The 25,154-nt window shown below is 54.4% G+C and carries 24 protein-coding genes and 1 tRNA gene; 3 read left to right on the forward strand and 22 right to left on the reverse strand.

All coding sequences use genetic code 11. The features are described from left to right. Positions 1-15 precede the first annotated feature (15 nt). From secF to KO499_RS02150, 18 genes are all read right to left on the reverse strand, one after another. The gene (gene secF, locus KO499_RS02065) at positions 16-969 is read right to left on the reverse strand and encodes a protein translocase subunit SecF (RefSeq protein WP_215982063.1); all 954 of its coding nucleotides are present in this window, start codon (positions 967-969) and stop codon (positions 16-18) included. Then, on the reverse strand, positions 962-2,836 hold the full coding sequence (gene secD / locus KO499_RS02070) for a protein translocase subunit SecD (RefSeq protein ID WP_215982064.1): 1,875 nt from the start codon (positions 2,834-2,836) through the stop codon (positions 962-964). Before secD ends, secF begins: the two co-directional genes overlap by 8 nt. Positions 2,837-2,930: 94 nt before the next feature. After that, entirely contained in the window at positions 2,931-3,236 is a 306-nt protein-coding gene (gene yajC, locus KO499_RS02075) for a preprotein translocase subunit YajC (RefSeq protein WP_416240376.1), read from the reverse strand. An 86-nt stretch (positions 3,237-3,322) separates the two neighbouring features. After that, complete coding sequence (gene tgt, locus KO499_RS02080) at positions 3,323-4,444, reverse strand: tRNA guanosine(34) transglycosylase Tgt (RefSeq protein WP_215982217.1); 1,122 nt, start codon at positions 4,442-4,444, stop codon at positions 3,323-3,325. A 14-nt stretch (positions 4,445-4,458) separates the two neighbouring features. Next, entirely contained in the window at positions 4,459-5,562 is a 1,104-nt protein-coding gene (gene queA, locus KO499_RS02085; RefSeq protein ID WP_215982065.1) for a tRNA preQ1(34) S-adenosylmethionine ribosyltransferase-isomerase QueA, read from the reverse strand. Between the two features lie 35 nt (positions 5,563-5,597). Further along, a tRNA-Leu gene (locus KO499_RS02090) sits at positions 5,598-5,684 on the reverse strand. Between the two features lie 82 nt (positions 5,685-5,766). Further along, on the reverse strand, positions 5,767-7,005 hold the full coding sequence (gene flgL / locus KO499_RS02095) for a flagellar hook-associated protein FlgL (protein WP_215982066.1): 1,239 nt from the start codon (positions 7,003-7,005) through the stop codon (positions 5,767-5,769). An 18-nt stretch (positions 7,006-7,023) separates the two neighbouring features. Next, positions 7,024-9,057 (reverse strand): flagellar hook-associated protein FlgK, encoded by a 2,034-nt coding sequence (flgK, locus tag KO499_RS02100; protein ID WP_215982067.1) that lies wholly within the window; start codon positions 9,055-9,057, stop codon positions 7,024-7,026. 5 nt (positions 9,058-9,062) lie between these two features. Further along, a complete protein-coding gene (flgJ, locus tag KO499_RS02105) occupies positions 9,063-10,049 on the reverse strand; it encodes a flagellar assembly peptidoglycan hydrolase FlgJ (protein ID WP_215982068.1) in 987 nt (328 codons plus the stop codon). An 8-nt stretch (positions 10,050-10,057) separates the two neighbouring features. Then, complete coding sequence (locus KO499_RS02110; protein WP_215982069.1) at positions 10,058-11,155, reverse strand: flagellar basal body P-ring protein FlgI; 1,098 nt, start codon at positions 11,153-11,155, stop codon at positions 10,058-10,060. After that, entirely contained in the window at positions 11,152-11,844 is a 693-nt protein-coding gene (flgH, locus tag KO499_RS02115; protein WP_228339735.1) for a flagellar basal body L-ring protein FlgH, read from the reverse strand. Before flgH ends, KO499_RS02110 begins: the two co-directional genes overlap by 4 nt. A 28-nt stretch (positions 11,845-11,872) precedes the next feature. Beyond that, the gene (gene flgG, locus KO499_RS02120) at positions 11,873-12,661 is read right to left on the reverse strand and encodes a flagellar basal-body rod protein FlgG (RefSeq protein ID WP_215982071.1); all 789 of its coding nucleotides are present in this window, start codon (positions 12,659-12,661) and stop codon (positions 11,873-11,875) included. Positions 12,662-12,744: 83 nt separating this feature from the next. Then, positions 12,745-13,497 carry a flagellar basal body rod protein FlgF gene (locus tag KO499_RS02125; protein ID WP_215982072.1) on the reverse strand — a complete coding sequence of 251 codons (753 nt, stop codon included), beginning with the start codon at positions 13,495-13,497 and terminating at the stop codon, positions 12,745-12,747. Between the two features lie 76 nt (positions 13,498-13,573). Next, entirely contained in the window at positions 13,574-15,541 is a 1,968-nt protein-coding gene (locus KO499_RS02130; RefSeq protein ID WP_215982073.1) for a flagellar hook protein FlgE, read from the reverse strand. Positions 15,542-15,568: 27 nt separating this feature from the next. After that, a complete protein-coding gene (locus KO499_RS02135) occupies positions 15,569-16,246 on the reverse strand; it encodes a flagellar hook assembly protein FlgD (protein ID WP_215982074.1) in 678 nt (225 codons plus the stop codon). Between the two features lie 18 nt (positions 16,247-16,264). Further along, positions 16,265-16,714: a flagellar basal body rod protein FlgC gene (flgC, locus tag KO499_RS02140; protein ID WP_215982075.1), complete on the reverse strand. Its 450-nt coding sequence runs from the start codon at positions 16,712-16,714 to the stop codon at positions 16,265-16,267. Between the two features lie 34 nt (positions 16,715-16,748). Then, on the reverse strand, positions 16,749-17,147 hold the full coding sequence (gene flgB, locus KO499_RS02145; protein WP_215982076.1) for a flagellar basal body rod protein FlgB: 399 nt from the start codon (positions 17,145-17,147) through the stop codon (positions 16,749-16,751). A 238-nt stretch (positions 17,148-17,385) separates the two neighbouring features. Further along, on the reverse strand, positions 17,386-17,937 hold the full coding sequence (locus KO499_RS02150) for a nitroreductase family protein (protein ID WP_215982077.1): 552 nt from the start codon (positions 17,935-17,937) through the stop codon (positions 17,386-17,388). A gap of 155 nt (positions 17,938-18,092) precedes the next feature. Between KO499_RS02150 and KO499_RS02155 the strand changes: the two genes are divergently transcribed. Both KO499_RS02155 and KO499_RS02160 read left to right on the forward strand, forming a co-directional pair. Then, on the forward strand, positions 18,093-18,404 hold the full coding sequence (locus KO499_RS02155) for an Mpo1-like protein (protein WP_215982078.1): 312 nt from the start codon (positions 18,093-18,095) through the stop codon (positions 18,402-18,404). A 1-nt stretch (position 18,405) separates the two neighbouring features. Next, complete coding sequence (locus KO499_RS02160) at positions 18,406-19,845, forward strand: adenylate/guanylate cyclase domain-containing protein (RefSeq protein WP_215982079.1); 1,440 nt, start codon at positions 18,406-18,408, stop codon at positions 19,843-19,845. Between the two features lie 31 nt (positions 19,846-19,876). Here the strand turns inward: KO499_RS02160 and queF are convergent, their stop codons facing one another. The 3 genes from queF to KO499_RS02175 are packed head-to-tail and all read right to left on the reverse strand — an operon-like array spanning position 19,877 to position 22,430. Beyond that, entirely contained in the window at positions 19,877-20,695 is an 819-nt protein-coding gene (gene queF, locus KO499_RS02165) for an NADPH-dependent 7-cyano-7-deazaguanine reductase QueF (RefSeq protein ID WP_215982080.1), read from the reverse strand. A gap of 14 nt (positions 20,696-20,709) precedes the next feature. Then, a complete protein-coding gene (locus tag KO499_RS02170) occupies positions 20,710-21,483 on the reverse strand; it encodes an ABC transporter permease (RefSeq protein ID WP_215982081.1) in 774 nt (257 codons plus the stop codon). Then, entirely contained in the window at positions 21,480-22,430 is a 951-nt protein-coding gene (locus KO499_RS02175) for an ABC transporter ATP-binding protein (protein ID WP_215982082.1), read from the reverse strand. Before KO499_RS02175 ends, KO499_RS02170 begins: the two co-directional genes overlap by 4 nt. A 258-nt stretch (positions 22,431-22,688) precedes the next feature. Between KO499_RS02175 and KO499_RS02180 the strand changes: the two genes are divergently transcribed. Beyond that, a complete protein-coding gene (locus KO499_RS02180; RefSeq protein WP_215982083.1) occupies positions 22,689-23,804 on the forward strand; it encodes an organic solvent ABC transporter permease in 1,116 nt (371 codons plus the stop codon). Here KO499_RS02180 and KO499_RS02185 read toward each other — a convergent pair. Beyond that, on the reverse strand, positions 23,794-25,101 hold the full coding sequence (locus KO499_RS02185; RefSeq protein WP_215982084.1) for an HD-GYP domain-containing protein: 1,308 nt from the start codon (positions 25,099-25,101) through the stop codon (positions 23,794-23,796). The genes KO499_RS02180 and KO499_RS02185 overlap by 11 nt on opposite strands. Positions 25,102-25,154 lie beyond the last annotated feature (53 nt).

Here is a 25,154-nt window from a genome sequence, read left to right on the forward strand (position 1 = left end):
GAAGATCAGGTGCGATTACATCCTGTTCAGCCATTCCGGCGGCTGTTCCTCTTCCTCTGAATCATCAGCACCCTCTTTCTTCGGCACAATCAGGTCATCCCGGGACACTCCCATAAACATCAGGAGATTCGCGGATACATAGATTGATGAGTAGGTACCGACAACAACACCGATTATCAGGGCCAGAGCGAAATTATTAATGGCCTCGCCACCCAGGAAGTACAGCGCAATCAGGACCACCAGCGTGGTACCCGATGTATTTATGGTCCGGGTAATGGTTTGGTGAATCGACTCGTTAATAATGTCCCAAGCCTCACCGACACGCATCTTCCTGAAGTTTTCCCGGATACGATCCGCAACAACAATCGTGTCATTCAACGAATACCCGATAATCGCCAGCAGCGCTGCCAGAACGGTCAGATCAAATGTCCACTGGAAGAGCGAAAACACGCCAAGAACGATGATCACATCGTGAGCCAGAGGCACCACCGACGCGATACCGAACTTGAACTGGAAACGCATACCAACGTAGGCCAGCACAACTAGCAGAGCAATCAACAGGCCCAGCCCGCTATCCTCCCTGAGTTCTTCACCAACCTGGGATCCGACGAACTCGGAGCTGACCAGCTCAAGCTCGGCACCATTCTCCTCGAGTACCCGGGTTACCTCCGGTGCCAGCTGGTCGTTCCCAGCCTCAGCCATCCGGATCAGGACCGTGGTGTCGGCGCCGAAATTCTGGACAGAAAACTGCTCGTAGCCAGCAGCATCCAGTTCGGAGCGAATATCATCAAGTTGCGGAGCCGCTGCATATTCGAACTCAACAGAGGTTCCACCAGTGAAATCCATGCCAAGGTTCAGGCCACGCACAGCCAGCAGCGCGATGGACGCCACGACAAGTGAGATGGAGATAACGGAAGCAATCTTCCGCAACGCCATAAAATCAAACGGTTGCTTCTGATCTTCAGACATTGGCGAGCTTTCCTCCGATCGACAGTTTCTCGACCCTGCGGCCGCCATAAACAAGGTTAACAACGCTGCGACTGACCATCAGGCCAGTGAACATTGACGTCAGGATCCCGATGCACAGTGTTACCGCAAACCCTTTCACCGGACCGGAGCCCATGGCAAAGAGGATCACCGCCACCAGCAACGTTGTGATATTTGCATCAAAAATGGACACAAAGGCCCGCGAATAACCCGAGTTAATCGCCGTCTGGGGCGGCACTCCGGATCGGAGCTCTTCCTTGATACGTTCAAATATAAGGACGTTGGCATCCACGGCCATACCCACAGTCAGAACGATACCGGCAATACCTGGCAACGTCAGCGTAGCCGAGAGAATCGACATACACGCCACGAGCAACATAAGGTTCAGCGTCAGCGCAATATTCGCGACCACGCCAAAGCCACGGTAATAAACAAGCATGTAAAGCAGTACCAGACCGAAACCAAGGGCGACCGACATTATGCCTGCATCGATATTCTTCTCACCAAGGCTAGGCCCAATGGTCCGTTCCTGAACAAAATACATCGGAGCGGCCAGCGCACCTGCGCGCAACAGCAATGCCAACTCCGCCGCTTCCGGAATCGAATCCAGTCCGGTAATCCGGAAGCTGCTACCCAGCGCAGACTGCACGGTGGCAAGGCTGATAATGCCCTTCTCTACAACGCGATTCTCAATGTCCTGAGGCTCGCCATCCACCATGCGCGTTTCGGTTTCGGTGCGATACTCGATGAACAGCACCGCCATTCGGCGTCCGATAGCGTTACGGGTCGCCCGATTCATCAGGTCACCACCCACAGAATCCATGGTGATATTGACCTGCGGCTGACCATTCTCGTCAAAGGCCTGTTGCGCATTAGCAACATTATTACCCGTCGCAATTACTGCCTGTTCAAGGCGGGCAGTGCGCTGAGGCTGATCACGGAAACCGAAGGCCTCGGTTTCGCTGCTGGCCGTATCCTGACGAGCCTCCATGCGGAATTCCAGATTCGCCGTTGCCCCCAGAACACGCTTCGCTTGCGCGGTATCCTGCACGCCCGGAAGCTCAACAATAATCCGATCATTGCCTTGCTGCTGAACAAGCGGTTCCGCCACACCGAGCTCATTCACACGGTTACGGATGGTTGTGAGGTTCTGATCCAGCGCATAGTCTTTGATCGACGCCACTTCAGTTTCTGACAGGGTCAGTACCAAAAGGAACTCATCACCTTCGGTCTGTTCATCGAGCAAAAATTCGTTGTACTGATCACGCACCAGATTGAAAGCTTCTGTCCGTGACGCCTGGTCCCGGAAACTCAGAACAACTTCCCGATTATCCTGCACGTCGCCACCACGGTAACGAATCCGCTCTTCCCTCAACTCCCGCTTGATCTGGCCGGACATCGCCTCCAGCCGCTGACCAACCGCGGTTTCCATGTCGACTTCCAACAGGAAGTGAACACCGCCACGAAGATCCAGGCCCAGCTTCATGGGCCCTGCGCCCAGACTCTTTAGCCAGCCAGGCGTCGAAGCTGCCATGTTCAGTGCAACGAGGAAGTCTTTACCCAGAGCCGACTGCACTAGTGGGCGAGCCTGCAATTGGTCTTCAGAATTTGTCAGACGGATCAGAGCATCCCGATCCTGAAGAGCACTGCTTTTTACCTCTATGCCCTGGCTTTCGAGAACATCAACGGCCCTCTCCAGCAAACCAGAACTCACTTCGGTGCTACTGCGAGCTCCAGTGATCTGTATGGCGTAGTCGTCGGGGAAGAGATTGGGCAAAGCGTAGATAAACCCGATCACGAGAGCGACCAGGATAACCAGGTTTTTCCAAAGCGGATACTTGTTCAGCATGGGATCCCTTGTAGCCGGCCTAGTAGCCGGCCTTGGTGTTTCAGCCAGGAAGATTCAGACCGGCCACCAGGGATGGCCGGCTAAACAGCCCCGCTCAGATGTCCTTGAGCGTGCCTTTCGGCAGGGCCGCAGCAACAGCTACTTTCTGGACCTTGATCTCTACATTGTCGGCAACTTCAACAGTGATAAAATCATCGGTTACTTTGGTAATCTTGCCGGCAACACCACCGGACGTCACAACTTCGTCGCCCTTGTTCAATCCGGACATCAAAGCCTTGTGCTCTTTCGCTCGCTTGGACTGCGGACGCCAGATCAGGAAGTAGAAAATCAGGATAAAGCCTGCAAAAAAGATCACCTGACCCATAACACCCATTCCCTGAGCACCCGGGTCCTGCGCCATCGCCAGCGCAGGCATCAGGGCCATAAGGCCAGCAACGAGCATTTTAATTGATTTCATTGAATATCTCCGTTGGTTTAGCGAATAGATCAAACAGTGCTCATGGGCGGTACGGTCTCTCCGCGCAGAGCATAGAAGTCGGTTACAAAGCTCGACAATGTACCTGCTTCAATGGCCCCACGCAATCCAGCCATCAGGTTCTGATAGAACCGGAGGTTGTGGATTGTATTCAGTTGGGAGCCCAGCATTTCTCCACATTTATCCAGATGATGCAGATAACTTCTCGAAAAATTCTGGCACGTATAACAGTCACAGCGTTCGTCCAGCGGTGCAGTATCGTGCCGGTGTCTGGCATTTCTGATCTTCACAATACCGGTAGAGGTAAACAGGTAACCATTGCGGGCATTTCGCGTTGGCATCACACAGTCAAACATATCCACCCCGCGACGGACCGCCTCAACGATATCCTCCGGACGCCCCACACCCATCAGATACCGGGGTTTATCCTCCGGCATTTTCGGTGGCAAATGATCCAGAATGCGGATCATGTCTTCCTTCGGCTCGCCGACCGACAGTCCGCCAATAGCGTAGCCATCAAAGCCAATGCTTGTCAGACCCTCAAGTGACCTATCCCTCAAGCCTTCGTACATTCCGCCCTGAACAATGCCGAACAATGCTGCAGGATTCCCCTCATGGGCATCCTTGCTCCTTTGAGCCCAACGCAGCGACAACTCCATTGAGTCCTTTGCCTGGCGCTCAGTGGCAGGGTAAGGCGTGCATTCGTCGAATATCATGACGATGTCCGACCCAAGATCCCGCTGGACCTTGATGGCAATTTCCGGAGACAGCTTTACCGGCGAACCGTCCACCGGTGAACGGAAGGTTACATCGTCCTCGGTAATCTTTCGCATCTCACCGAGACTGAACACCTGAAAGCCGCCGGAGTCGGTAAGGATGGGCCCCTGCCATTGAGTGAAATCATGAAGGTCTCCATGAGCCTTGACCACTTCGGTTCCGGGCCGGAGCATCAGATGGAACGTGTTCCCCAGAATGATTTCCGCGCCGATTTCCTGAATATCACGGGGCAGCATTCCCTTGACGGTACCGTAGGTGCCCACAGGCATGAACGCTGGGGTTTCAACAGTTCCCCTGGGAAAGGTCAGACGGCCACGACGGGCTCGACCATCTTCCCCCAACTTTTCGAACGACATGAAACAGGTTTGCGTCACAAGGCCTCCCCGGCACTATCGTTGCCGGCTTCATTGGATTCCACGGCTGCCCCCAGCAACATCCCCCGACTGGGTTCCTGCCCACTGATAAACATGGCGTCACCGTAACTGAAAAAGCGGTAGCGTTCCGTCACTGCTTCACGGTATGCAGCCATTACATTGTCATAACCTGCAAACGCACTGACCAGCATAATCAACGTGGATTCCGGCAAATGAAAGTTGGTTATCAGGGCGTCAACAGTCTGGTAACGATATCCCGGATAAATAAAGATATTGGTTTCACCGGTAAACGGGCTGAGACGCCCTCCGCGGCTGGCGGATTCAAGAGAGCGAACCGAGGTGGTGCCCACGGCAACCACACGACCTCCCCTCGCCCGTGTCCGCGCCACAGCATCAACCGCGTCCTGTGGAACGTTCACGATCTCACTGTGCATGGTGTGATCTTCAATCTTATCCACCCGCACCGGCTGAAAGGTACCCGCACCTACGTGCAGAGTCACAAAGGTACTTTCAATACCGCAAGACGCCAACTGTTCCAGAAGCCCCTCGTCGAAATGCAGACCGGCCGTAGGCGCAGCAACGGCTCCTGCCTCCTGCGCGTATACAGTCTGGTAGCGCTCCCGGTCGGCAGACTCGTCCGGGCGATCGACATAAGGCGGCAGCGGCATATGGCCGATACGCTCAAGTACATCCAGTACTCGCTCTGAGGTCTCGCACACGAGATGGAACAGGGCCTCATCCCGACCAGCCATGCGCAATGAAGTGCCGTCGTCCAGGATTACCTTCTGCCCCTCTTTCAGGGCTTTAGAAGCCCGTACATGGGCAATAATTTCATGGTCCCCAACCACTCTTTCAACCAACACTTCTACCTGACCACCGGTTTCCTTCTTGCCGAAAAGCCGCGCAGGTATCACCCGTGTATTATTGAAAACCAGCAGGTCGCCGGGCTGGAGGAGGTCTGGAAGATCACTGAAGACCCGGTGTTCAAGCGCGCCGGAAAGGCCATTCAGACAGAGTAATCTGGACGCACTACGGTCTTTGAGTGGGTAGCGGGCGATCAATTCGTCCGGCAGGTCAAAATGAAAATCGGAGACATTCATGGAATGGACTGTTAACGACGCCGAAGAAAAGAAGATGGTAGCGGCGGGCGGACTCGAACCGCCACGGGTTTTACCCCAACGGATTTTGAATCCGTCGTGTCTACCAATTTCACCACGCCGCCATCGGAGAGTGTGGGGATTATACTGAGCTTAATCGCGAAAGCAACAAGCCAAGGTATACAACTTACCTGCCACCCCGGATATTTATAGCCTGTCGAACAGAGACAACTGAGACACCTGAGCAAAAGATTGCTGAGCCGCCTGCAGCACGAAGCTCTGGAAACTCAGGTTACTTATTGCTTCTGCGTAGTCCAAATCCTGCAATTGAGACCGGATTTCATTGGTATAAAGGGCGGAATCCTCAAGGAAGCTCTGAGTTGACTCTACAGCATTCATCCGCCCGCCCAACTCGGTCTGTTTCAGGAGAATACTTTCCTGGGCGCTATCCAGATTGATCAGAGAATTGGCAATCAGGTCATCGTATTCAGTCTGCCCTCCGGGCGCACTCTTGTCGATGTCTTGCAAACCTGAAATCAGGTTCTCAATGGTTCCGAACACAGACTGTTTTTCGTTGATCTTGAGCGTAAACACATCGCCCGCGCCAGGAACCGCGTCTGTTATGGTGGCCTCCACCCCTGCAACGGTAAACGGTTCCCCGCTCTCATAGAGCACCGGATCTACCGCCAACGCGTTGCCCTGATTATCAAACGCTCTCAACTCCGGAGGGTTCGGTGCTCCAGTGTCAATCACTTCCACCGTGATATCGTTCGGGAACGCGTTGGGATAAGCGGCATTCAGATCTGCTTCATTAACCAGGCTCACGCCTGAAATGGCGGCGGCCGGCGTAAACACAGCAGTGTGTTCGCCGGTAATGGCCACGGGAATCTTTTCAAAAATGTCCTTGCCGTTATCGCTGATGGGGACAGTAACGCCGTCATCAATCTCCAGGACTCGCTGGCCTTCATCGCCCTGATAAAACCAGCTACCGGTCGAATCCTGTTCAAAAGCCTTCACCGAGCCCTGGAATCCACTGAAGATGTATTCGCCCGAAGCATCCCGGGTGTTGGCAATATCCGCCAACTGCCCCAGGCGCTCCTCCAACTCGTAGGAAATCGAGAGCCTGTCGTTGGCAGACAGCGATCCATTTCCCGCCTGAACAGTCAGTTCGCGTATCCGCTGAATCACATCAATCGAGCTTTCCAGCGCACTTTCTTCCTGGCTCAGTCGATTATTCGCAAGGTCTGCATTGCGTTGATAGGTTTCAACTCGCGAAAGTTCCTGATCGAGCTTCAGAATCCGGGCCGCCGCTACCGGGTCGTCGGACGGTTTGTTCACCCGTTTTCCTGTGGAGATCTGTTGTTGAGTGTTATTCAGATTGGCATTCAATTCCTGAAGCCGGCTAATACCACTCGAGAAAATCTGCTGTGATGAAATCCTGATCATGTCACTTCACCTCAACCGTTACCGGAAAGTCTGCAACAGGGTATCAAACAGGTCCTGAGCCACCGACATAACCTGGGCTGAGGCGTTATAGGCGGCCTGATACTGGATCAGCCGGCCAGCTTCCTCATCCAGGTTTACACCGGATACCGATTCCTTTTGACTGGTTGACTGCTCGAGGAGGGTTTTGCCAGCATCCACGTCCAGCTGGCTCTGACGGGTTTTTACACCAATATCCTCTACCAGGCCGGCGTAGCCCTCAGCGAAACTCTGACTGCCTCCATTGAGCGTATTGGCAGTGCCCAATGACGCAAGCGCTTCGGCATTTCTGTTATCGGAAACGCCATTGGCATTAAAGACAACACTAAACGTATCTCCGATCGCCGGCCTTCCGCTCATTTCAAACTGATAGCCTTGATAGGCATCACCAGCGAGCGGATCTGAACTTAAGAACGTTTTGATTTCCAGGGGGTTATAGGTTCCGGCTTCGAGAGTGTTACCACTTTGGTCGGTGATTTCGTAGCCAAACGTATCGTTGCTCGAGTCATAGCTTGTAAACTCGAGCACTACCGGCCCGTTCGCAAGTTGGCCACTGGTTTCAAACCCGGGAAGCAGCACATTGGTATTCGGATTCCGCACATTGAGCATCGTGCCCTGACTGATTGTCCCTGTGCCGATATTCTGGTCGCCGGTTTCAAGTCGAATAGGACTGGCAAATGCCAGGTCTTCCTCGCGGTTTACTTCGAGCTCGATGTTCGCTGCGGCATTACGTGTCGGCTCTATCAGATATTTATCGCCGGCGTTAAAGGTGCCGCCCTCAACTTTGATATTGAAACCGGGCATGCCGATCTCAGACTGCACCGGATCCGGAAGACGTCCCTGGCTGACCGTTTCTCCGCTCTCCTGATCGATCACCTCAAAGCTCCGACCATCGCCACTGAACTGTAAGGTCCATCGGCCGGCAGGAAGTGCAGAGCTGTCTGTAATTTCAACGGCCAACTGGCCCGTAGTAGAGCTTGAGTTGTTGGCGTTGGGAACAACCCGGTTGCTTTGAGCCTCTGGCGAGTTGATGTCAGAAAAGAGCATCCCCCCCAGATCACCCTCCAGATCCATCCCGATCTCATGCTGCTGATTCAGGGTATCTGAAAGTGCAATGGCAATCCGGCCAAGCTCATCAAACGCCGGCTTCAGGCCTTCGGTATCGAATCGCAGAAGTCCACCAAGCGTCCCACCGGTAATCTGCTCATTGATGTTCAGCGTGCGCCCGCCGCTGTTCAAGGTGAATTCCAGGCGAGTCGGATCCTCTGCACTTTCCTGGGTCCCGAAGGTCGAAGCATTGCTGCCAACCACAAGAGACATGCCGTTCGACAGGGATACGTTCACCTGACTGCCATCCGCCGAGCTGACCTTTATATTAACCAGCTCGGAAAGCTGACGGAGTTTCTCATCCCGCTGATCCAGCAGCTCATTAGGCATCTGTCCCTGGGCAAGGCCCGGTGATTCAGAAATTGCCAGATTCAGCTCTGCGATACTCTTGAGTAGGGTGTTTGCGTCGTTGACGCCCTGCTCCATCTGCGTTTTGATCGACTCCCGCTGCTGAATAAACTCCTGATTCAAGGCCTGGAACCGGTTAACTACCTGTTGCGCTTCGCTCAGTACAAGCTGGCGCTGAGGTAACGATGTTGGATCTTCAGCTGCGTTCTGGAGGCTGGCGAAAAAATTATTCAGCGCATCACTAAGCCCAGTGCTTTCGCCACCCAGCAGGTTATCAAGTCTCGACAATTCGGAATTCAGGGCCTCTTGCTCGCCGAACAATGTGCTGTCTTCCCTCACCTGCTGAACCAGGTATTCATCGGTCAGGCGTCGGATGTCGTCGATATATACGCCGCTGCCAATCGTTCCCGCACCGGTGCGCTGCCCTTCCTGGGTTTCAAAAATCACCTCTTGACGACTGTAACCCGGGGTATTGGCGTTGGTTATGTTGTTGCCGGTGGTGTTCAATGCGGTCTGGTGACTCAGGACGCCTGTCAGACCAATACCTATCAGCCCTGCCATAAAATTTACTCCTTCATCCCGTCACTGCCCATCGACAGCGTCATCAGTGAGTCACGGTTCATGATCTGGCGGATCTTGTTGCCATAGTCCGGATCTGTTGCATAACCGGCCTCTTGTAACTTCTCGGCAAAGACCTCTGGCTGATCTGCTACCGACAGAACCTCCCGGTAACGGGGATTGGATTCCAGGAAAGACACATAGTCCCGAAAGCTCGACTCGTAGTCCCCGTAGGCCCGGAAGTTGGCCTGCTCTTTCATCGGCAAGCCTTCCCGGTATTCCGTGGTGGTAATGGATACACTGTCGCCCTGCCAACGGCTATCAGCCTTGATCCCGAACAGATTGAAACTGGGTTCGCCCTGTTCACCCCGAATCATGTGTCGTCCCCAACCCGTTTCCAGGGCAGCCTGAGCAACCATAAGCTTCGGATCGATACCTGTGTCTTCGGCAATCCGCTCTGCGACCGGCAACAGTTCGGTGACAAAATGCTCCGGCGAGTCGAATCGGTCAGGCAGCTGCGATGACGTCGATTGCGCAGCCTTAACGGCCTGCACAGCCACGGTAGCAACCTCCTGGACCCTCTCAGGCAACCCTTTCGACAGAGCGGGCAGGCTGCGGTCGTAATCCGCAAGGCTCGTTTTATGCCCGGGAAGTCTGCCACCCTCTGCATCCATTCCCGGGATCTGCTGGCTTAATTGCTGCACCAGCGCCTCGGCGAGCCCACTGCCCTGGCCTCCGGCCATGGTCAGGCTCATCTGGCTGTCGAACATATCGCGGTACAACTCGGACTGATTGCTGTTCAGGTAATTGCCCTCGGCAAAAACATCACCGGCCTTGCGCATGGACTTCAGCATTTCAGACAGAAACAGGCTCTCGAACTGACGCGCCACTTCGCGCAGCGCGGACTGCTTGTCGGAGCGAGCCTGGGATTTCAGTGCATTCAGACCATTGAAGTCGGTATACACCTGAGCCTGTTGAACCGTGTAATCCTGCATCACGTCACCTAGATAACGATCAGCTCGGCACGCAATGCGCCGGCCTGTTTCAGTGCTTCGAGGACCGCCATGACATCCCCTGGAGCTGCGCCTACCTGGTTCACAGCCTGAACAATCTGGTTAAGGGTGACCGCCGGTCCGAACTTGAACATCCTTGCCGGCTCCTCGGTAATGGCGATCTGGGAATCCTGCTCAAGAGCAGTGTTACCACCCGCGAACGGATTGGGCTGCTCAACGTTGGGATTTTCCTGAATGGTGACGGTCAGGTTGCCATGAGTAACCGCCGCCGGGCTGACCTGGACATTCTGGCCGACCACGATGGTGCCAGTACGGCTGTTAATCACCACTTTTGCGGCATCCTGTGCCGGATCCACCTCGATGTTTTCAAGGATCGAGAGGAAGCTGACCCGCTGGGATGGATCCCGCGGCGCACGAACGGAAACCGACGTGGCATCGTGGGCGTAAGCCATATCCGGACCGAGACGGCCATTAACGGCCTCCACCACCCGACGTGCCGTTGTAAAGTCCGGACGCAAGAGATGGAAGGTGATGGTGTCACCCTGACTGAACGGCGATTCGACTTCCCGTTCGATCGTTGCGCCGTTGGGTATACGGCCAACGCTGGGGACATTAACCGTTATTTTTGAGCCATCCTGCCCCTGAGCACCAAAGCCACCGACAACAAGGCTGCCCTGGGCCATGGCGTAAACCTGACCGTCAGCACCTTTAAGGGAGGTCATCAACAAGGTGCCACCTCGAAGGCTGTCCGCGTTACCAATGGAAGAGACCGTAATGTCGATTTCCTGCCCGGTCTTGGCGAAGGGTGGCAATGTCGCACTCACGGTAACCGCTGCAACGTTCGCCAGTTTCGGGTCAACGCCCTCCGGCAGGGTTACCCCGAACTGGTTCATCATGTTGCGGAAGGTCTGGTTAGTGAACGGAGCCTTGTCACCCGTACCATCAAGCCCCACTACCAGGCCATAGCCTACCAGCTGGTTATTACGAACCCCTTTGATTCGGGACAGGTCTTTGAGCCGGTCCGCCATAACCGGGGCAGCAACAACAACCAGTGCCAGCACCCAGGCCAGAAAACGACTCATACTCATAACGGCCACCACTCACTGTTAAAGAAGCGGGCAACCCAGCCCATCTGGTTGGCCTGATCGAAATCACCGGTACCGCCATAGGCAAATCGTGCGTTGGCAATGCGGTTTGAGGCCACTGTGTTGTCGGGCTGAATATCCTGGGGGCGAACCAATCCCGTCAAACGAATGTATTCATCGCCATTGGTCAAAGACAGCCACTTTTCACCACGAATCTTGAGGACGCCGTTAGGCAATACCTCAGTCACTGTCACGGTAATGCTGCCAGCGAGGCTGTTGCTCTGATCAGCCTCAGCGCTGCCCTCAAAATCACGGGCCTGGCTCAGCGATGTCTCAATACCAAAGTTGCTCTTGCCCAGAATGGTGGGCTCGGGCAACGAGATGTCATTGTCCTTGGTAATGCTGGTCTCGGCGTTCTTGCTGGCCCGGGTGGACTCCTCCAGATTAACGGTCAGGACATCGCCAACGTTCAGAGCAACCGTATCTCCGTAAAAGTTATAGTTGCGTGAGGCCTGATAAATGGATCCTGACTGAGTATCACGCTGCATCATGGCCTGTGGTCGCACCGGCGCATACTGCGGATCGTCCGGAATCGCACGGGGCCGGCTCATGGCCGTACAGCCCTGAAGCAGGATCAGGAAGAACACAATGAACAGCGTGCTGATGCCTGACCGTGCCTGCTTGAATGTCATCAGGTTCATGACGTCACCCCTGGCCACGTTAGCCAATATTGTTGGTAATGAACTGGAGCATCTGATCGGTTGTGGAGACCACTTTTGAGTTCATCTCGTAAGCTCGCTGGGTGGTAATCATATTCACCAGCTCTTCCACGACTTCGACGTTCGAAGACTCGATCGAGCCCTGCTCGATGCTGCCAAGGCCTGCCAGTCCAGGCTCGCCCTCAGCCGGATCACCACTGGCATTGGTAGCCTTGAACAGGTTATTACCAATTGCCTGCAATCCCTGGGGGTTAATAAAGTCAACCAGCGTGATCTGGCCAAGGTTCACCGGTGCGGACTCGTCATCCGTTACGGCCGTTACGGTACCGTCGTTACCGATGGTGATATTCGTCGCGCTCTCAGGCACGTTGATGGCCGGCTCCAGGGGATATCCGTCCGGGTTGACCACATCGCCATCAGCATTCAACTGGAATTGACCATCACGGGTATAGGCAATCTGCCCGTCCGGCAACTGCACCTGAAGGAAACCCCGGCCATTGATTGCCATATCCAGAGGCTGTTCGGTTATCTGCAGGTTGCCCTGCGTGAACTGCTTGGCCGTGCCGACAATACGTACACCGGTACCCAACTGCAGACCGGAAGGAAGTTCGGAGTTCTGGGTTGTCAGACCGCCCGGCTGCCGGTTGATCTGGTACAGGAGATCCTGGAAAACGGCTCGATCCCGCTTGAACCCGGTGGTGTTAACGTTCGCCAGGTTGTTGGAAATGGTGGACATATTCGTGTCCTGAGCGCTCAACCCGGTCTTACTGACCCAAAGTGCTGGATGCATGCTACTTACTCCTTGCCGGCGGGCAGTGAGGCGGCCAGTTATTGCCGCTTCTGGCCCACCAGGCCAATGTTTTCAGTCGTTACTTAAAGGTTCTGCAACAGACGTGCCGTTGCTTCGGAATTCTCGTTGGCAGTGGTCATCACCTTTACCTGCATCTCGTATTGCCGGGACAGCTGAAGGTTCGAGATCATCTCTTCCACCGCATTGACGTTGGAGCTCTCCAGGAACCCCTGAGCAATCCTGAGGTTGGCGTCTGGTGGTTCCGGGCCATCCAGGGCCTGATCCGGCTTGCGGCGCATGTGCCCGTCAAGACCCTTTTCGAGGGCTTCCGAAGGTGGATTGACCAGTTTCAGCCGGTCCACTTCGACCAGCTGGTCAGGCGCTCCACCAACAGGAACAATTGAGACGGTGCCGTCGGCGCCAATCTGGACGTTATCGAAAGGGGGAATCGCAACCGGCCCGCCATTACCGAGCACCAGCTCGCCATTACCCAGTCGAACCAGGCCATTGACATCTATCTGGAGACTTCCGCTACGGGTAAAGACTTCCTCGCCCTGATCGTTCTGGATAGCAAGCCATCCGTCACCTTCTACCGCCACATCCATCTGTCGACCGGTTTCCATGAGAGCACCTGCAGACAGATCCGTACCGGGCCTTTCAGTCATGGCATAGGCGCGGGTCGGGTGATGCTCCCCGTAGACGGGCATACTGCGGGCCTGAGCGAAGTCCTTCTTGAAGCCGGTGGTGCTGACGTTCGCCAGGTTATTAGCATGGGCCTGCTGGGCCAGCATATTCTGCTTGGCGCCAGACATACCGATATATAAGGCTTTGTCCATGGGAAAACTCCTGCCGGAATTTTGACTGTTTCCAGTCTTCCTGCAGGAGTCGTGCCATATTCTCTAGTTTGCGGTATTAACGGAGGTTGATGATGGTCTGAGTGACCGCATCGGAGGTTTCAATGGTCTTGGCGTTGGCCTGATAGTTGCGCTGGGCAATGATCAGGTTAACCAGCTCTGCAGACAGATCCACGTTGGATTCCTCAACCGAACTGGCCTTGATAGACCCCAGTGTTCCAGTATCCGGCGCCCCGATAATGGGTTGACCAGATTCAAAGGTCTCAACCCAACTGGTATCCCCAACCGGGGATAGCCCGTTGGTATTGTTGAACGATGCAAGGGCTACCTGACCCAGGGACTGGGACTGGCCGTTCGTATACCGCGCAAACAAAACCCCCTGATCGGAGACGTCGAGCCCGGAAAGCCTGCCAGTCGTGTAACCGTTCTGCTGTTGGTCATTGACCCCGAACTCCGCGCCGTACTGAGTGGTTCCACTAAGATTGATAACAAAAGCAGAAGTCGTTGGCGGATCTGGAATCGGTGTCACAACGTCCTCGCCATCAGCAGGTGGGCCATCCGCCCCGTTCGGCTGGCCATCAACGTCTTTCGGAATCCAGTCTGCAATCAGAACTTCGCCATTTGCATCTCCGTCTATCGACTGCAGTACCCCGTCTTGATCGAAGCGTGCCGTATACGGGGAAACGTCTGTGCCCCCAACCGATTCACCGTCGATCTGAACATAGACCGACCACTCACTGACACCCACTCCATCGCCTGGCGACGGGTTTTTCACAAAAAACTGCGTCAACTCATGAGAATTGCCAAGGCTATCGTAGATGCTGGTTGATGTAGCGTGGTTGTAGGTGCGCTGATCCAGCGGGTTGAATGCGTTCGTGATTGACAATTCGCCAGTATCATAGCCGCTAGCGACCAGACTGGTTATTGCAGGATCATTCGGGTCAGTGGTGGTTATATCCTGAATGCTTCGATCAGCGAAGACTTCCAGGTTGCCGACCTTATCGTAACCGGTCAGGCTTCCTGTTGTGCCGTAACTCACAGTCAGATCAGAGCCACGGTTATCGATAATCCGGATGTCCTCAATAGGGTTACCAGATCCATCTTCCGAATCAATCAGGAAAGCTGAAACCGAACTGGCATTAGAGGAATTGATGGCATCTATCAAACCCTGCTTTGTCGTTGCCCCCGACGTTGAAAAAATACTCTGACCATCGATTTCAAGCTCGAAAGCAAAGTCCGGATCAGCCAGAACCGCCTCAAGTGAGCTGACGCCACCGCCATCATCTTCAAAAACAAAGTTAGTGGTTGCAGAAGACGACACCCCGTCAATCCCGTTCAACTGGTCTGCAATTTCCCTTGCGGTTATATCTCGCGTACTGCTTCCACCGTCATCCGACACAGTAGCAGGGATTGTAATCTGCTGGTTGGGACTCCCATCCGCATAAGAGATGATAAATTCATCGCCACCATTGGCAATCAGGTCCTCAACAGACACCCCACCAAATTGCGTGACTCTGGATTCAAGCACCGCCTCTCGCGAATCAAGGTTCAGATCTGAATCCAGATTCGTCGTCCGGCGTGGCGCCAGATTGTCAGTTTCAATCTGAAGATCACCGCGAATACCGGAAAGGTTACCGTCCTCATCGGCCGTGTAACCCTGAACCCGCATCGACTGGTTGTTGGTTACGTACCCCTCCTTGTCGATACTAAACTGCCCCGCCCGGGAATAGCGAATCTCCCCCCCATTATTGAGGATAAAGAAACCGTCACCAGAGATTGCCATATCCAGCCCGTTATCTGTGAAGCTGATATTGCCCTGGCCAAACGATTGCGTTACATCCTGAACCCGCACACCGTCGCCGATCGGGTTGGTGCCTGCGCTCAGGAAACCGCTGGCGTATAGGTCGCCAAACTGGGTCTTGCTACTCTTGAAGCCCACCGTGCTGGCATTTGCAATATTATTGCCGGTGACATCCAGATCCACCGATGCCGCACGAAGGCCACTCAAACCTGTATTAAATGCCATGGTTAACCCCTTGGTGTTTCACCGGTTTCAGTTGATTTGCTGTACATCAGACAGGGCGATAGAACCCATGCCTGCTAGATTCAAGGTAACGGAACCGCTCTGGCCCAGAGAAACACTGTCCACGTTCGCACTCACCATAGTGCTCAGTTGCTCCTGTCCATCAGGATAAGAGGCCTCTGCCACAATCCGGTAGGACCCGGCCGGCAAGGAATTGCCGTTACCGTCCAGCCCATCCCAGCTGAACGAAACAACACCGGCCTGACTACTTCCCATGTCAATCTGGCGCACCAACTCACCACTCTGACCTTCGATCGACAATCTGAGGCCACCGGTAGAAGCAGGAACCTCAATGGTTCCGGTAATCTCGCCACCAGCGTCCAGGATCCCGATCTCGGACGGCGCAAGAACCGTTTTACCAACCATCGCAGAGGCCTGCAGTGCCTGGGTCGAACGGAACTGACTGACCACATCTTCGACAGTCCCGGACAGGTTTTGCATTTCCTCAAGTGAGCTGAACTGAGCCAGTTGGGAGATGAACTCGCCGTTGTCCTGGGGTTCCAGAGGATTCTGGTTTTTTAACTGCGCCAGCATCAGTTCCATGAACTCGTTACGCCCCAGGTCACTGGTACCCTGGGTGCTATCCTGCTCGCTCAGCTGATACTGGCTCAGAACATCCGACGCGCTTGTTGCGTTTACTGCAGTCATGCTGTGCTCCTCACCGTATTACTGCTGACCAAGTGTCAGAATGCGCTGCATCATGGATTTGGCGGCATTCATGACATCCACATTCATCTGGAAACTTCTGGACGACGACATCATATCGGCCATCTCCTCAACGACATTCACGTTCGGATAAAAGACATAACCGTCCTCGTTCGCCGCCGGATGATGAGGCTCGTATCGCATTTGCAGCTCTGCATCACTCTCAACAATGCCGTCCACCCGAACACCAGCACCGGGACCTTCGTCGCCGGCCATGGGCAGACCGCCCTGCCCCGGATTCAGCAAAGACTGCTGGATAGCCGAAAAAACCGGTTTTCGGGCCCGATAGGTTTCACCGGTACTGGAACTCGCCGTCTCGGCGTTCGCAATGTTGGATGCGGTGGTATTCAGCCGCAGTGATTGCGCTGTCATGCCGGAACCGGCGATATCAAAAATGCTGCCCAGTGACATGAAAACTCTCCTTCGCTAATCCTTTGACCGCGGTTTATTCGCCCGTAAGGGCTTTGCTTAAACCGCTGAACTTACTGTTCAGAAACTGGAAACTGGCCTGAAAATCCATGGCATTTCGCATAAAACGGGTCTGTTCCTGTTGCGCATCCACCGTATTACCGTCAACCGACGGCTGATCGGGGATCCGATACATCAAATCGCTGTCCGAGGCGATAGACGAAGTGTCCATATGGGCATCATCCGTCTTCGTCATCTGGAAACCACTGACAGACTCCTGGGCCTTCTGCATCATGGCCTGAAAATCGACATCTCGCGCCTTGAAGCCTGGCGTGTCGGCGTTCGCCAGATTGTTTGCCAGAACTTCGGCACGCTTGACGCGCGCTTCCACAGCGTGCTGATGAATGCCCAAAGCGTTATCGAACGAAATTGCCATGTTGCCTCCCGAAATCCGCAGCTATATGCCGACCTTCTTTTGCCGGCTGTGCTCTCTGACAGGGATAAAGCAAGCTGAATGCCAGATTTCACATGAGACTGAAAATAGCCAAAGAATCCAGTATTAACGGGCGTTCAGAGGGTGTGATCAGGAGTTTTCAGGAAGGCAGAGCGAAATGGATTCAGGAAAAGCGGCAAATTGCTTCCCCCGGCCATGGCCGGGGAAGCCAGGGAAAACCTTAAGGCCAGTGGCGCACGAATTCATCCACTGTCGGCCGGGGCACCGATGGTTTTGCGGAGGATACACTGCCGGTATAGAGGAAACCGACGATTTGTTCATGATCATCGAGCCCTAATCCGTGCCGGACTGATGCCTGGTAAGCCATGGGACCAGATCGCCACATCACGCCGAATCCCGCATCCTGCAAGGCAAGCTCAAGAAAGCTCATGCCCGCCGCAGCAGACATCACCTGCTCAACCTCAGGTACTTTTGGATGTACCTTCGGGGAAGCGATTCCGACAATCACCATAGGAGCCCGAAGAGGCGCACTCTTGAGCTTGGCAATGTCTTTGGCATCACTGTTATTCGGGCAGGTAGAGGCAAACAGCTCTCCAAGCGCCTCCAACCCCTCACCTTCCACAACCAGATAACGCCAGGGCCTCAGAAGCGCATGGTCCGGCGCACGCGCTGCGCAAGCAAAGGCGCGCTCGAGAGTCTCCCGGTCCGGCGCGGGCGACTCCAGCCTGGGCTCCGAAGAGCGGTTCAGGAGGAAATCGGTAACTGCTGTCATATCTGCTCGCTGTCTGGTGATTTTCGGGTTCTGTGTACTGAAACAATTCTCGATAGTGAATTGTGGCATATACGTAATGCTGTTAACCTTTAGTCGTAGTCGGGCCTGCCAACAATTATAAATGACGCGGTCGTACAATGGTGAGTGGCAACGCAATGAGCAACCAGAAAACCTTCAGCACTTTCTCCGAGTTCTACCCTTATTACCTCGAAGAGCACTCCGACGTAACCTGTCGTCGTCTTCATTTCACCGGCAGCCTGCTGGTCCTGATCGTGGCCTTATGGGCACTGACTACCGGCAAATTTTTATGGCTTCTTGCCCTACCCGTTATCGGATACGGTTTTGCCTGGGTCGGTCATTTCAAGTTTGAGAAAAACCGGCCTGCCACCTTCAAATACCCACTCTACAGCCTGATGGGCGACTGGGTCATGTTCCGCGATATGCTCATTGGCAGGATCCGTTTCTGAGATGATGAGTACCCCGGCAGACCTTCGCAGTGCCAGCAACGCCGCTGGCCGGTCCATGGCGCTTGAGGCGTCGGGTGACCCTATTGCCATTCCGCCGATGCCGGATTACAACGGTCGGGTGCTCGCCTATACGTCTACGGCACTCATTATTGTAACCGGTGTTCTGCAGGGTGCGTTTCCCCAGTGGCTTATGTGGTTGATCACAGGTGCGCTCACCTGGCCCCACATCGCTCACGCCCTGACCCGCCGCACGTTCCTGAGACATTCCGCTCGCATTCGTCAGAAAATGCTGATCTTCGATTGCATTTTCGGCGGCGCGCTCATTGGCTGCATCGGGTTGATCGTCATCCCTTCGCTGGCAGTCGCGCTTATGCTGATGTTCAGCTGCCTGATTGTCGGGGGCATTCGTCAGTGGGTTCTCGGCACTGTTTTCATGGCCGCAGGCATTGCTGGCGCCGTGGCAATTCTCGGACCGGCAGACGGGCCGCATTCACCGCTGTTAACCAGCATTGTCTCGATCCTCTCAACCGGGCTTTATATCTGTGTCACCGCTTATTACTCGCATCAACAGGCGCGGGCACTGATGCTGGCAAAGACCCAGATCCAGAACCAGCGGGAACAATCCATCGCACTCTCCCACAAGCTGTCGAAATACCTTTCTCCCCAGGTCTGGCAGTCGATCTTTACCGGTGAGCGAGATGTCCGCCTGGAGACTCAGCGCAAAAAACTGGCGGTGTTCTTTTCGGACATCAAAGGTTTTACCGAACTATCCGAGGAAATGGAGCCAGAGGCGCTGACAGAGCTGCTGAACCACTATTTCAATGAGATGTCGGAAGTCGCCCTGAGATATGGCGGCACCATCGACAAGTTCGTTGGCGACTCAATCATGGTGTTCTTTGGCGACCCCACCAGCCGGGGCCAGCGCGAGGATGCGTTTGCCTGCGTTTCCATGGCAATCGATATGCGCAAGCACATGAAAATCATGCGCCAGAAATGGCGCAGCCAGGGCATCAAGACGCCACTTGAAATTCGGATGGGGATCAGTACGGGCTACACCACCGTAGGCAACTTCGGTGCTGAAAACCGGATGGATTACACGATCATCGGCAAGGAAGTGAATCTTGCCAGCCGGCTTGAATCTCTGGCAGAGCCCGGTGAAATCCTGGTTTCCTATGAGACCTTCTCGCTGATCAAAGACAAGATCATGTGCCGGGACAAAGGCGAAATTACTGTGAAAGGCTTTGCCAAGCCGGTGCCAATCTACGAAGTGGTCGACTTTCGTCGCGATATGGGACCTAACCGCAGCTTCCTGGAGCATGAACACAGCGGCTTCGCCATGTACCTGGATTCCGACAAGATCACGGAAAAGGAACGCAGGGTCATTCTCTCCGCCCTCGAAGACGCCGCAGACCGCCTTCGACGGGAAGAAGACGTTTCATGAGGCGCCGTCCTGGCACCTCAATCGAGTCGGCTTACTGACGTATCAGCCGCGGGCCGGCGTCCATACCGGTCTCTGTGCTTCGCCAGGGGTTGATGTCCAACCCACCGCGCCGGGTGTAACGGGCACATACCGTCAGGGAATCGGGGACGAACCGGCTCATCAGATCGGTAAATATCGTTTCCACACAATGCTCATGGAAATCCTGTTTTTGTCGGAAACCCACCACATAACGAAGCAGTGCCGCCCGGTCTAATTTTGGCCCGGTGTAGCTGATCAGCAACGTGGCCCAGTCGGGCTGCCCGGTGACCGGGCAGTTGCTCTTCAGAAGATGGGAGCACAGATGCTCGGTCACCACCTCTTCACCGGCTGTCAGCACGTCCGGTGAATACTCGTAGACCACACTGCTCACCAATTCATCATCAATGAGTTCAAAACCGCCAGGGCGGCCAATCGCCTCTCCTGACTCATCCACACTCAACAGGCTAACCTGAACCGCACCACCGCAGGCACTGGAAAGATCCTGCGTGATCACTTCAGCGACCTGCTCCCCGGATGTATAGATTGCCTGGTTCAGTGAGTTCAGATAAAGCTTCAGCGATTTGGACTCTATGATCGATGGCGAAGCTGCAGGAAAGACAATTTTTGCCCAGGCCACCTGAGGCACGCCATTTGGCCGAAGCCAGGAAATCTCCCAGGCCTGCCAGAGATCCTCGCCAAACCATGGCCAGCGGCCATCTTCCAGGCCAAGGCGCCGACGGTTTTCCATCCGCGGTACAGGAAACAACAGGCTTGGATCATAGCTGTCCGGGTATTCGCTTGTCTTGCCAAGCGGCGCATCATTAAGTGCCATAACGGTTCCTGAAATCAGTGGCGAATGCCTTTACCACGCGCCAGCATTCGCAGGGCAATGAATGCCAGTATGGAGATGAAAAGCAGAATCATACCAAGAGAAACAAACGGATTAACGTCTGAAACTCCCAGAATCCCGTACCGGAAGCCATTGACCATATACAGGATAGGGTTCGCCATAGAAACGCCCTGCCAGAATCCGGGAAGAAGATCGATGCTGTAGAAAACACCCCCCAGATAAGTCAAAGGCGTTAAAACGAACGTAGGTACGATGGAGATATCATCAAACTTGGTCGCCAGCATGGCATTGATGAAGCCACCAAGGGCAAACAACGCTGAGGTAAGAAACACAGTCAGAACCATCATGGGCAGATTGTGGATCGACAACTGGGTAAACGCCAACGAGAGCAGCGTTACAATCAAACCTATCCCAAGCCCTCGGGCCATACCACCGGTCACATAGCCTGCCAGAATCACCCAGTTCGGCACTGGCGACACCAACAGCTCCTCAATACTGCGCTGGAACTTCATGGAGAAGAACGAAGACACCACATTTGCGTAGGAGCTTGTGATCACCGACATCATGATCAGGCCCGGTACGATGAATGACATATAGTCGAAGCCACCCATCTGCCCGATCCGCGAACCAATCAGGTTACCGAAAATAATGAAGTACAGGGTCATGGTAACCGCCGGCGGCAACAAGGTCTGCGCCCAGATACGGGTAAACCGGCGAATCTCCCGGACAACGATCGTACTGAATGCGGTAAAAATGGCGTGTGGTGTCATGCTACACCCTCCACTGACTGTCCCGAATCGGCTGCATTCTCCTCAACCATCCGGATAAACAGCTCCTCCAGTCGGTTTGCCTTGGTACGCATGCTGACCACCTTGATTCCCAGTTGCTCAAGCTGCACAAAGACCTGATTGAGCCCCAGGCCTTTTTCAACCTCCACTTCCAGCGCGCCTTCCCCGTCAAGCCGAGCGGGAAAACTGGTCAGTTCAGGAGCCACATCCAGCGGTTCCTCAGTGTCGAGAACGAAGGTCTCCACACTGAGCTGCTGAAGCAACGCCTTCTTGCTGGTATTCTTGAGGATCTTGCCGTGGTCGATAATGGCAATATTCCGGCAAAGGGCTTCCGCCTCCTCAAGGTAGTGAGTTGTCAGGATGATGGTGGTGCCCTGCCGGTTCATTTCTTCCAGAAAAGCCCACATCGAACGCCGAAGCTCGATATCAACACCGGCGGTCGGCTCATCGAGGATCAGCAGTTTGGGTTCATGGACCAGAGCCCGGGCAATCATCAGCCGGCGCTTCATTCCTCCAGACAGCATCCGGGCGGGAGTATCCCGCTTGTCCCAGAGACCAAGCTTTTTCAGGTACTTCTCAGCCGACGCATAGGCCTGCTTCAACGGAATTCCGTAGTAGCCGGCCTGGGTCGTCACGATATCAACAACCTTCTCGAACTGATTGAAGTTGAATTCCTGCGGCACCACACCGAGATTCAATTTGGCATCCGACAGATGGGTATCCGTATCGTATCCAAACACCCTGACCTTACCCTCGGTCTTGTTCACCAGGGAGCAAACAATACCAAGGGTGGTCGATTTGCCAGCCCCGTTGGGACCAAGCAAGGCAAAAAAGTCTCCCTCAGCAACATGGAGATCAATCCCCTTGAGAGCCTGAAACCCATCACCGTAGGTTTTAGTGAGTCCCTCAATTTCCAGTGCGTTGGTCATAAATCATCCCGGTTCGGTTAAAACGGCAATGAACGGGCTCAGCCGTCAGCCAGAAATTAGATTGCTATTTATTGTGACAAAGGCGCTGATTTCAAGGCCCCTGCCCGTCAATGCAGTTGCCGGGTAATAACGGAAACTGCGACAGGAATCCCGGCATAAGGCAGACCCCGCTCTTATAATGCGGTTACAACAACTTACAAAACGGGCCGCCGCACTCAGAGTGCGTGCACGCTGAATCAAAGGGATGTACGACCTATCATGAGACCCGCTCACCGCATCCGTATAACGTATACGCTGTTAGGAGCTCTGGCACTTTCTGGCTGCCTGGAAAACGACAGCGACTCCGGCGACGACACCAGCACTGGTCGTGTTAACTATAACGGGTTCAACGGCCTGACTTACCAGACGGCCAGCCAGGCGGGCACCACCAATGCCGATGGGCAGTTCCGCTATTACCCCGGCGAAACCCTGGTATTTCAGGTGGGAGACCTGCAGCTGGCCAGCGACGTGCCAGCACAGCAATACGTTACCCTGCTGGAATTCTTTGAAGCCACCCGCACATCCCTGCAATCAGCGATGGTGGATGACGAAGGTTTAAGTACCCATACACTGACCGAACAACAAGTACTGCAAAACACAACACTGATGAATCTCTCCCGATTCCTAATGCTTCTGAACTGGAACCAGAACGTTGCAGAAGGCGAAGGAATCGATATTCGTGACCGGGTTATCACCCAGCTGAATGCCGCCCTACCAAACCTTACAGCAGAGATTGATTTCAATGTCACCGAAGCCGAATTCACGGCTACCGATCCGATGTCTCCGGCTAATCAGCTTCTGGCCGCTATCTGCTTTTACCCGGAAGACGATGAGCTGTGTAATGAAGCTCCGACCCAGGAGGAAATCAATAACGCGCCTCCGCGGCCAGACAATGACGAGGATCGCGATCCGGATATCGAATACAGTGAAGATTTGCAGGCAAAAAAGGATCGGATCGAAAACGCTGTGCGCACAATGGAGGACATCGACGCAGACGATGCCCGGAATTATCTTTCAAGAGAACTGAAAGCAATCAGCACCACCGTCGCAAACCGCTATTTTCTCGATGACTACGAGGCCAGCCATCTATCCACAGATACAGATCTGCATCAGGTAACGATTCGAAAAATCGGGGGCTCCCCCTCTATTACAGAACTAGAGGCAATCAGCACCCGCCCCCACGATGTCCAGATCAATTCAACCGACTGGCAAAGCGGAGAGGTCGAGTATTTTGTAGCAGGCCCCACCGGTGGAGAGTCCGAACTTCTGCTCACTTTCCGCCCCGAACATACTTATCGGTGGGTGCGCAAACAGCTGCGGGTGATTATCCGCTAATCAACCGGGACAGGTTCCAGCGGGACTCAACACCAGTTACATCATAGGAAGACGGGTCCAGCCCTTCAGTGCCGTGCGGCAGGCAATCCCGAACCCGAACCGTCTCTGACGCTTCTTTACCGTCATTGTATCTCGCCAGATCAATGATCTTAGCGGTTTTCAGGGGTTTGCATGCGGTGTCTGTCATTACCATAACGCGAGGCCAAAGCCGGCGTTCGGGGGAATGTGAAACCACGATACCCCGCTGACCATCGGTCAGCTCAACCAGGCTGCCAGTCGGGTAGATACCAATTGCCTGGATGAAATTCTCAACCAGGTCTTCCTGAAACTCAATATTACGCATTTCGTAAAGCAGAGTTACCGCTTTTGCTGGCGTCATGGGTTCATTCTGAGAACGAGGTGCAATCAAGGTTTCGAAGAACTCCGCAATACCGGCCACCTTGGCCAGTAGCGGAATACGATCCCCCCGGACACCCTCGGGGAAACCAGATCCGTTGTGACGTTCACGATGCCCCTGAACCACACTGAGCACCGCTCGTGAGAGCCCGCTTCCCTCCAACATGGCAACACCACGACTGACATATCCGCGGTATATCAAATATTCCTCGGAATTCAACTGACCTTCCCGGGCCAGCAATTCGGCCGGCAGAGCAGTCTTGCCTACCTGCGACAGCAAACAGCCCAGACCAAGGTGATTCAGAAGCCCCTCATTCAAGCCAAGACGGCGCCCGCATACCAGCGCCCATACTGACGTGTTCAAGACGTGCCGGTACAGGTAGCTGTCACTAACGCGGGTGCGACTGAGCCATAATAAGGCATCGGGCTGGCGAATAACGCTACTCACCATTTTGCTCGTGATCTCAGCGATCGGCCTGATATCCGGCACGGCTTCGGTACGAAGGGTCTCGAAAAGCTGGTCCAACACCAGCTCCACATCATCAAGCAGGCGCTTGGACGCTTTCATTTCCTTTTTAAGGCTGGTGACGGTTTCGTAGGTTACCGGCTCACGAATGCTCAGCGGCGGCAATTGAAGCTGTTCTCGCCCACCACCACGTTTAGTCAGTGTCTTGCCAAACGCCTGCTTGCCACCACCTTTTACCGACTTCGATTCCCGCGTTTCCGCCTCGTCGACCATTACCCACTTGCAATGGGACACCAGGGCTCGGATATCGTCCTGCGAACGGATATGAAAACCCTGTATTGGAAACGGCGTCTGGTGCCACGGTCGGTCAAGATCAGACACGAACATGCCTACTACCAGATCATGTACTGCGACTTTTTTCTGCTGGACACCCACGGGGATACCTCACACAACCCATTCTTCGATGGATACCATTCTGACCGACTGGC

Source organism: Marinobacter sp. F3R08, assembly GCF_018860425.1.
In the GTDB taxonomy this organism is placed as follows: domain Bacteria; phylum Pseudomonadota; class Gammaproteobacteria; order Pseudomonadales; family Oleiphilaceae; genus Marinobacter.

Excerpts from the sequence above, each read along its gene's own strand:
- KO499_RS02135 (WP_215982074.1), bottom strand. The coding sequence starts at position 16,246 with ATGACTGCAGTAAACGCAACAAGCGCGTCGGATGTTCTGAGCCAGTAT.
- flgH (WP_228339735.1), bottom strand. The coding sequence starts at position 11,844 with ATGACATTCAAGCAGGCACGGTCAGGCATCAGCACGCTGTTCATTGTG.
- KO499_RS02130 (WP_215982073.1), bottom strand. The coding sequence starts at position 15,541 with ATGGCATTTAATACAGGTTTGAGTGGCCTTCGTGCGGCATCGGTGGAT.
- KO499_RS02160 (WP_215982079.1), top strand. The coding sequence starts at position 18,406 with ATGATGAGTACCCCGGCAGACCTTCGCAGTGCCAGCAACGCCGCTGGC.
- KO499_RS02170 (WP_215982081.1), bottom strand. The coding sequence starts at position 21,483 with ATGACACCACACGCCATTTTTACCGCATTCAGTACGATCGTTGTCCGG.
- flgK (WP_215982067.1), bottom strand. The coding sequence starts at position 9,057 with ATGGCAGGGCTGATAGGTATTGGTCTGACAGGCGTCCTGAGTCACCAG.
- flgG (WP_215982071.1), bottom strand. The coding sequence starts at position 12,661 with ATGCATCCAGCACTTTGGGTCAGTAAGACCGGGTTGAGCGCTCAGGAC.
- queF (WP_215982080.1), bottom strand. The coding sequence starts at position 20,695 with ATGGCACTTAATGATGCGCCGCTTGGCAAGACAAGCGAATACCCGGAC.
- yajC (WP_416240376.1), bottom strand. The coding sequence starts at position 3,236 with ATGGCGCAGGACCCGGGTGCTCAGGGAATGGGTGTTATGGGTCAGGTG.
- tgt (WP_215982217.1), bottom strand. The coding sequence starts at position 4,444 with ATGTCGTTCGAAAAGTTGGGGGAAGATGGTCGAGCCCGTCGTGGCCGT.
- KO499_RS02180 (WP_215982083.1), top strand. The coding sequence starts at position 22,689 with ATGAGACCCGCTCACCGCATCCGTATAACGTATACGCTGTTAGGAGCT.
- KO499_RS02110 (WP_215982069.1), bottom strand. The coding sequence starts at position 11,155 with ATGAGTATGAGTCGTTTTCTGGCCTGGGTGCTGGCACTGGTTGTTGTT.
- flgL (WP_215982066.1), bottom strand. The coding sequence starts at position 7,005 with ATGATCAGGATTTCATCACAGCAGATTTTCTCGAGTGGTATTAGCCGG.
- secF (WP_215982063.1), bottom strand. The coding sequence starts at position 969 with ATGTCTGAAGATCAGAAGCAACCGTTTGATTTTATGGCGTTGCGGAAG.
- flgB (WP_215982076.1), bottom strand. The coding sequence starts at position 17,147 with ATGGCAATTTCGTTCGATAACGCTTTGGGCATTCATCAGCACGCTGTG.
- KO499_RS02150 (WP_215982077.1), bottom strand. The coding sequence starts at position 17,937 with ATGACAGCAGTTACCGATTTCCTCCTGAACCGCTCTTCGGAGCCCAGG.
- KO499_RS02175 (WP_215982082.1), bottom strand. The coding sequence starts at position 22,430 with ATGACCAACGCACTGGAAATTGAGGGACTCACTAAAACCTACGGTGAT.
- secD (WP_215982064.1), bottom strand. The coding sequence starts at position 2,836 with ATGCTGAACAAGTATCCGCTTTGGAAAAACCTGGTTATCCTGGTCGCT.
- flgC (WP_215982075.1), bottom strand. The coding sequence starts at position 16,714 with ATGTCACTGGGCAGCATTTTTGATATCGCCGGTTCCGGCATGACAGCG.
- queA (WP_215982065.1), bottom strand. The coding sequence starts at position 5,562 with ATGAATGTCTCCGATTTTCATTTTGACCTGCCGGACGAATTGATCGCC.
- KO499_RS02155 (WP_215982078.1), top strand. The coding sequence starts at position 18,093 with ATGAGCAACCAGAAAACCTTCAGCACTTTCTCCGAGTTCTACCCTTAT.
- flgJ (WP_215982068.1), bottom strand. The coding sequence starts at position 10,049 with ATGCAGGATTACACGGTTCAACAGGCTCAGGTGTATACCGACTTCAAT.
- KO499_RS02125 (WP_215982072.1), bottom strand. The coding sequence starts at position 13,497 with ATGGACAAAGCCTTATATATCGGTATGTCTGGCGCCAAGCAGAATATG.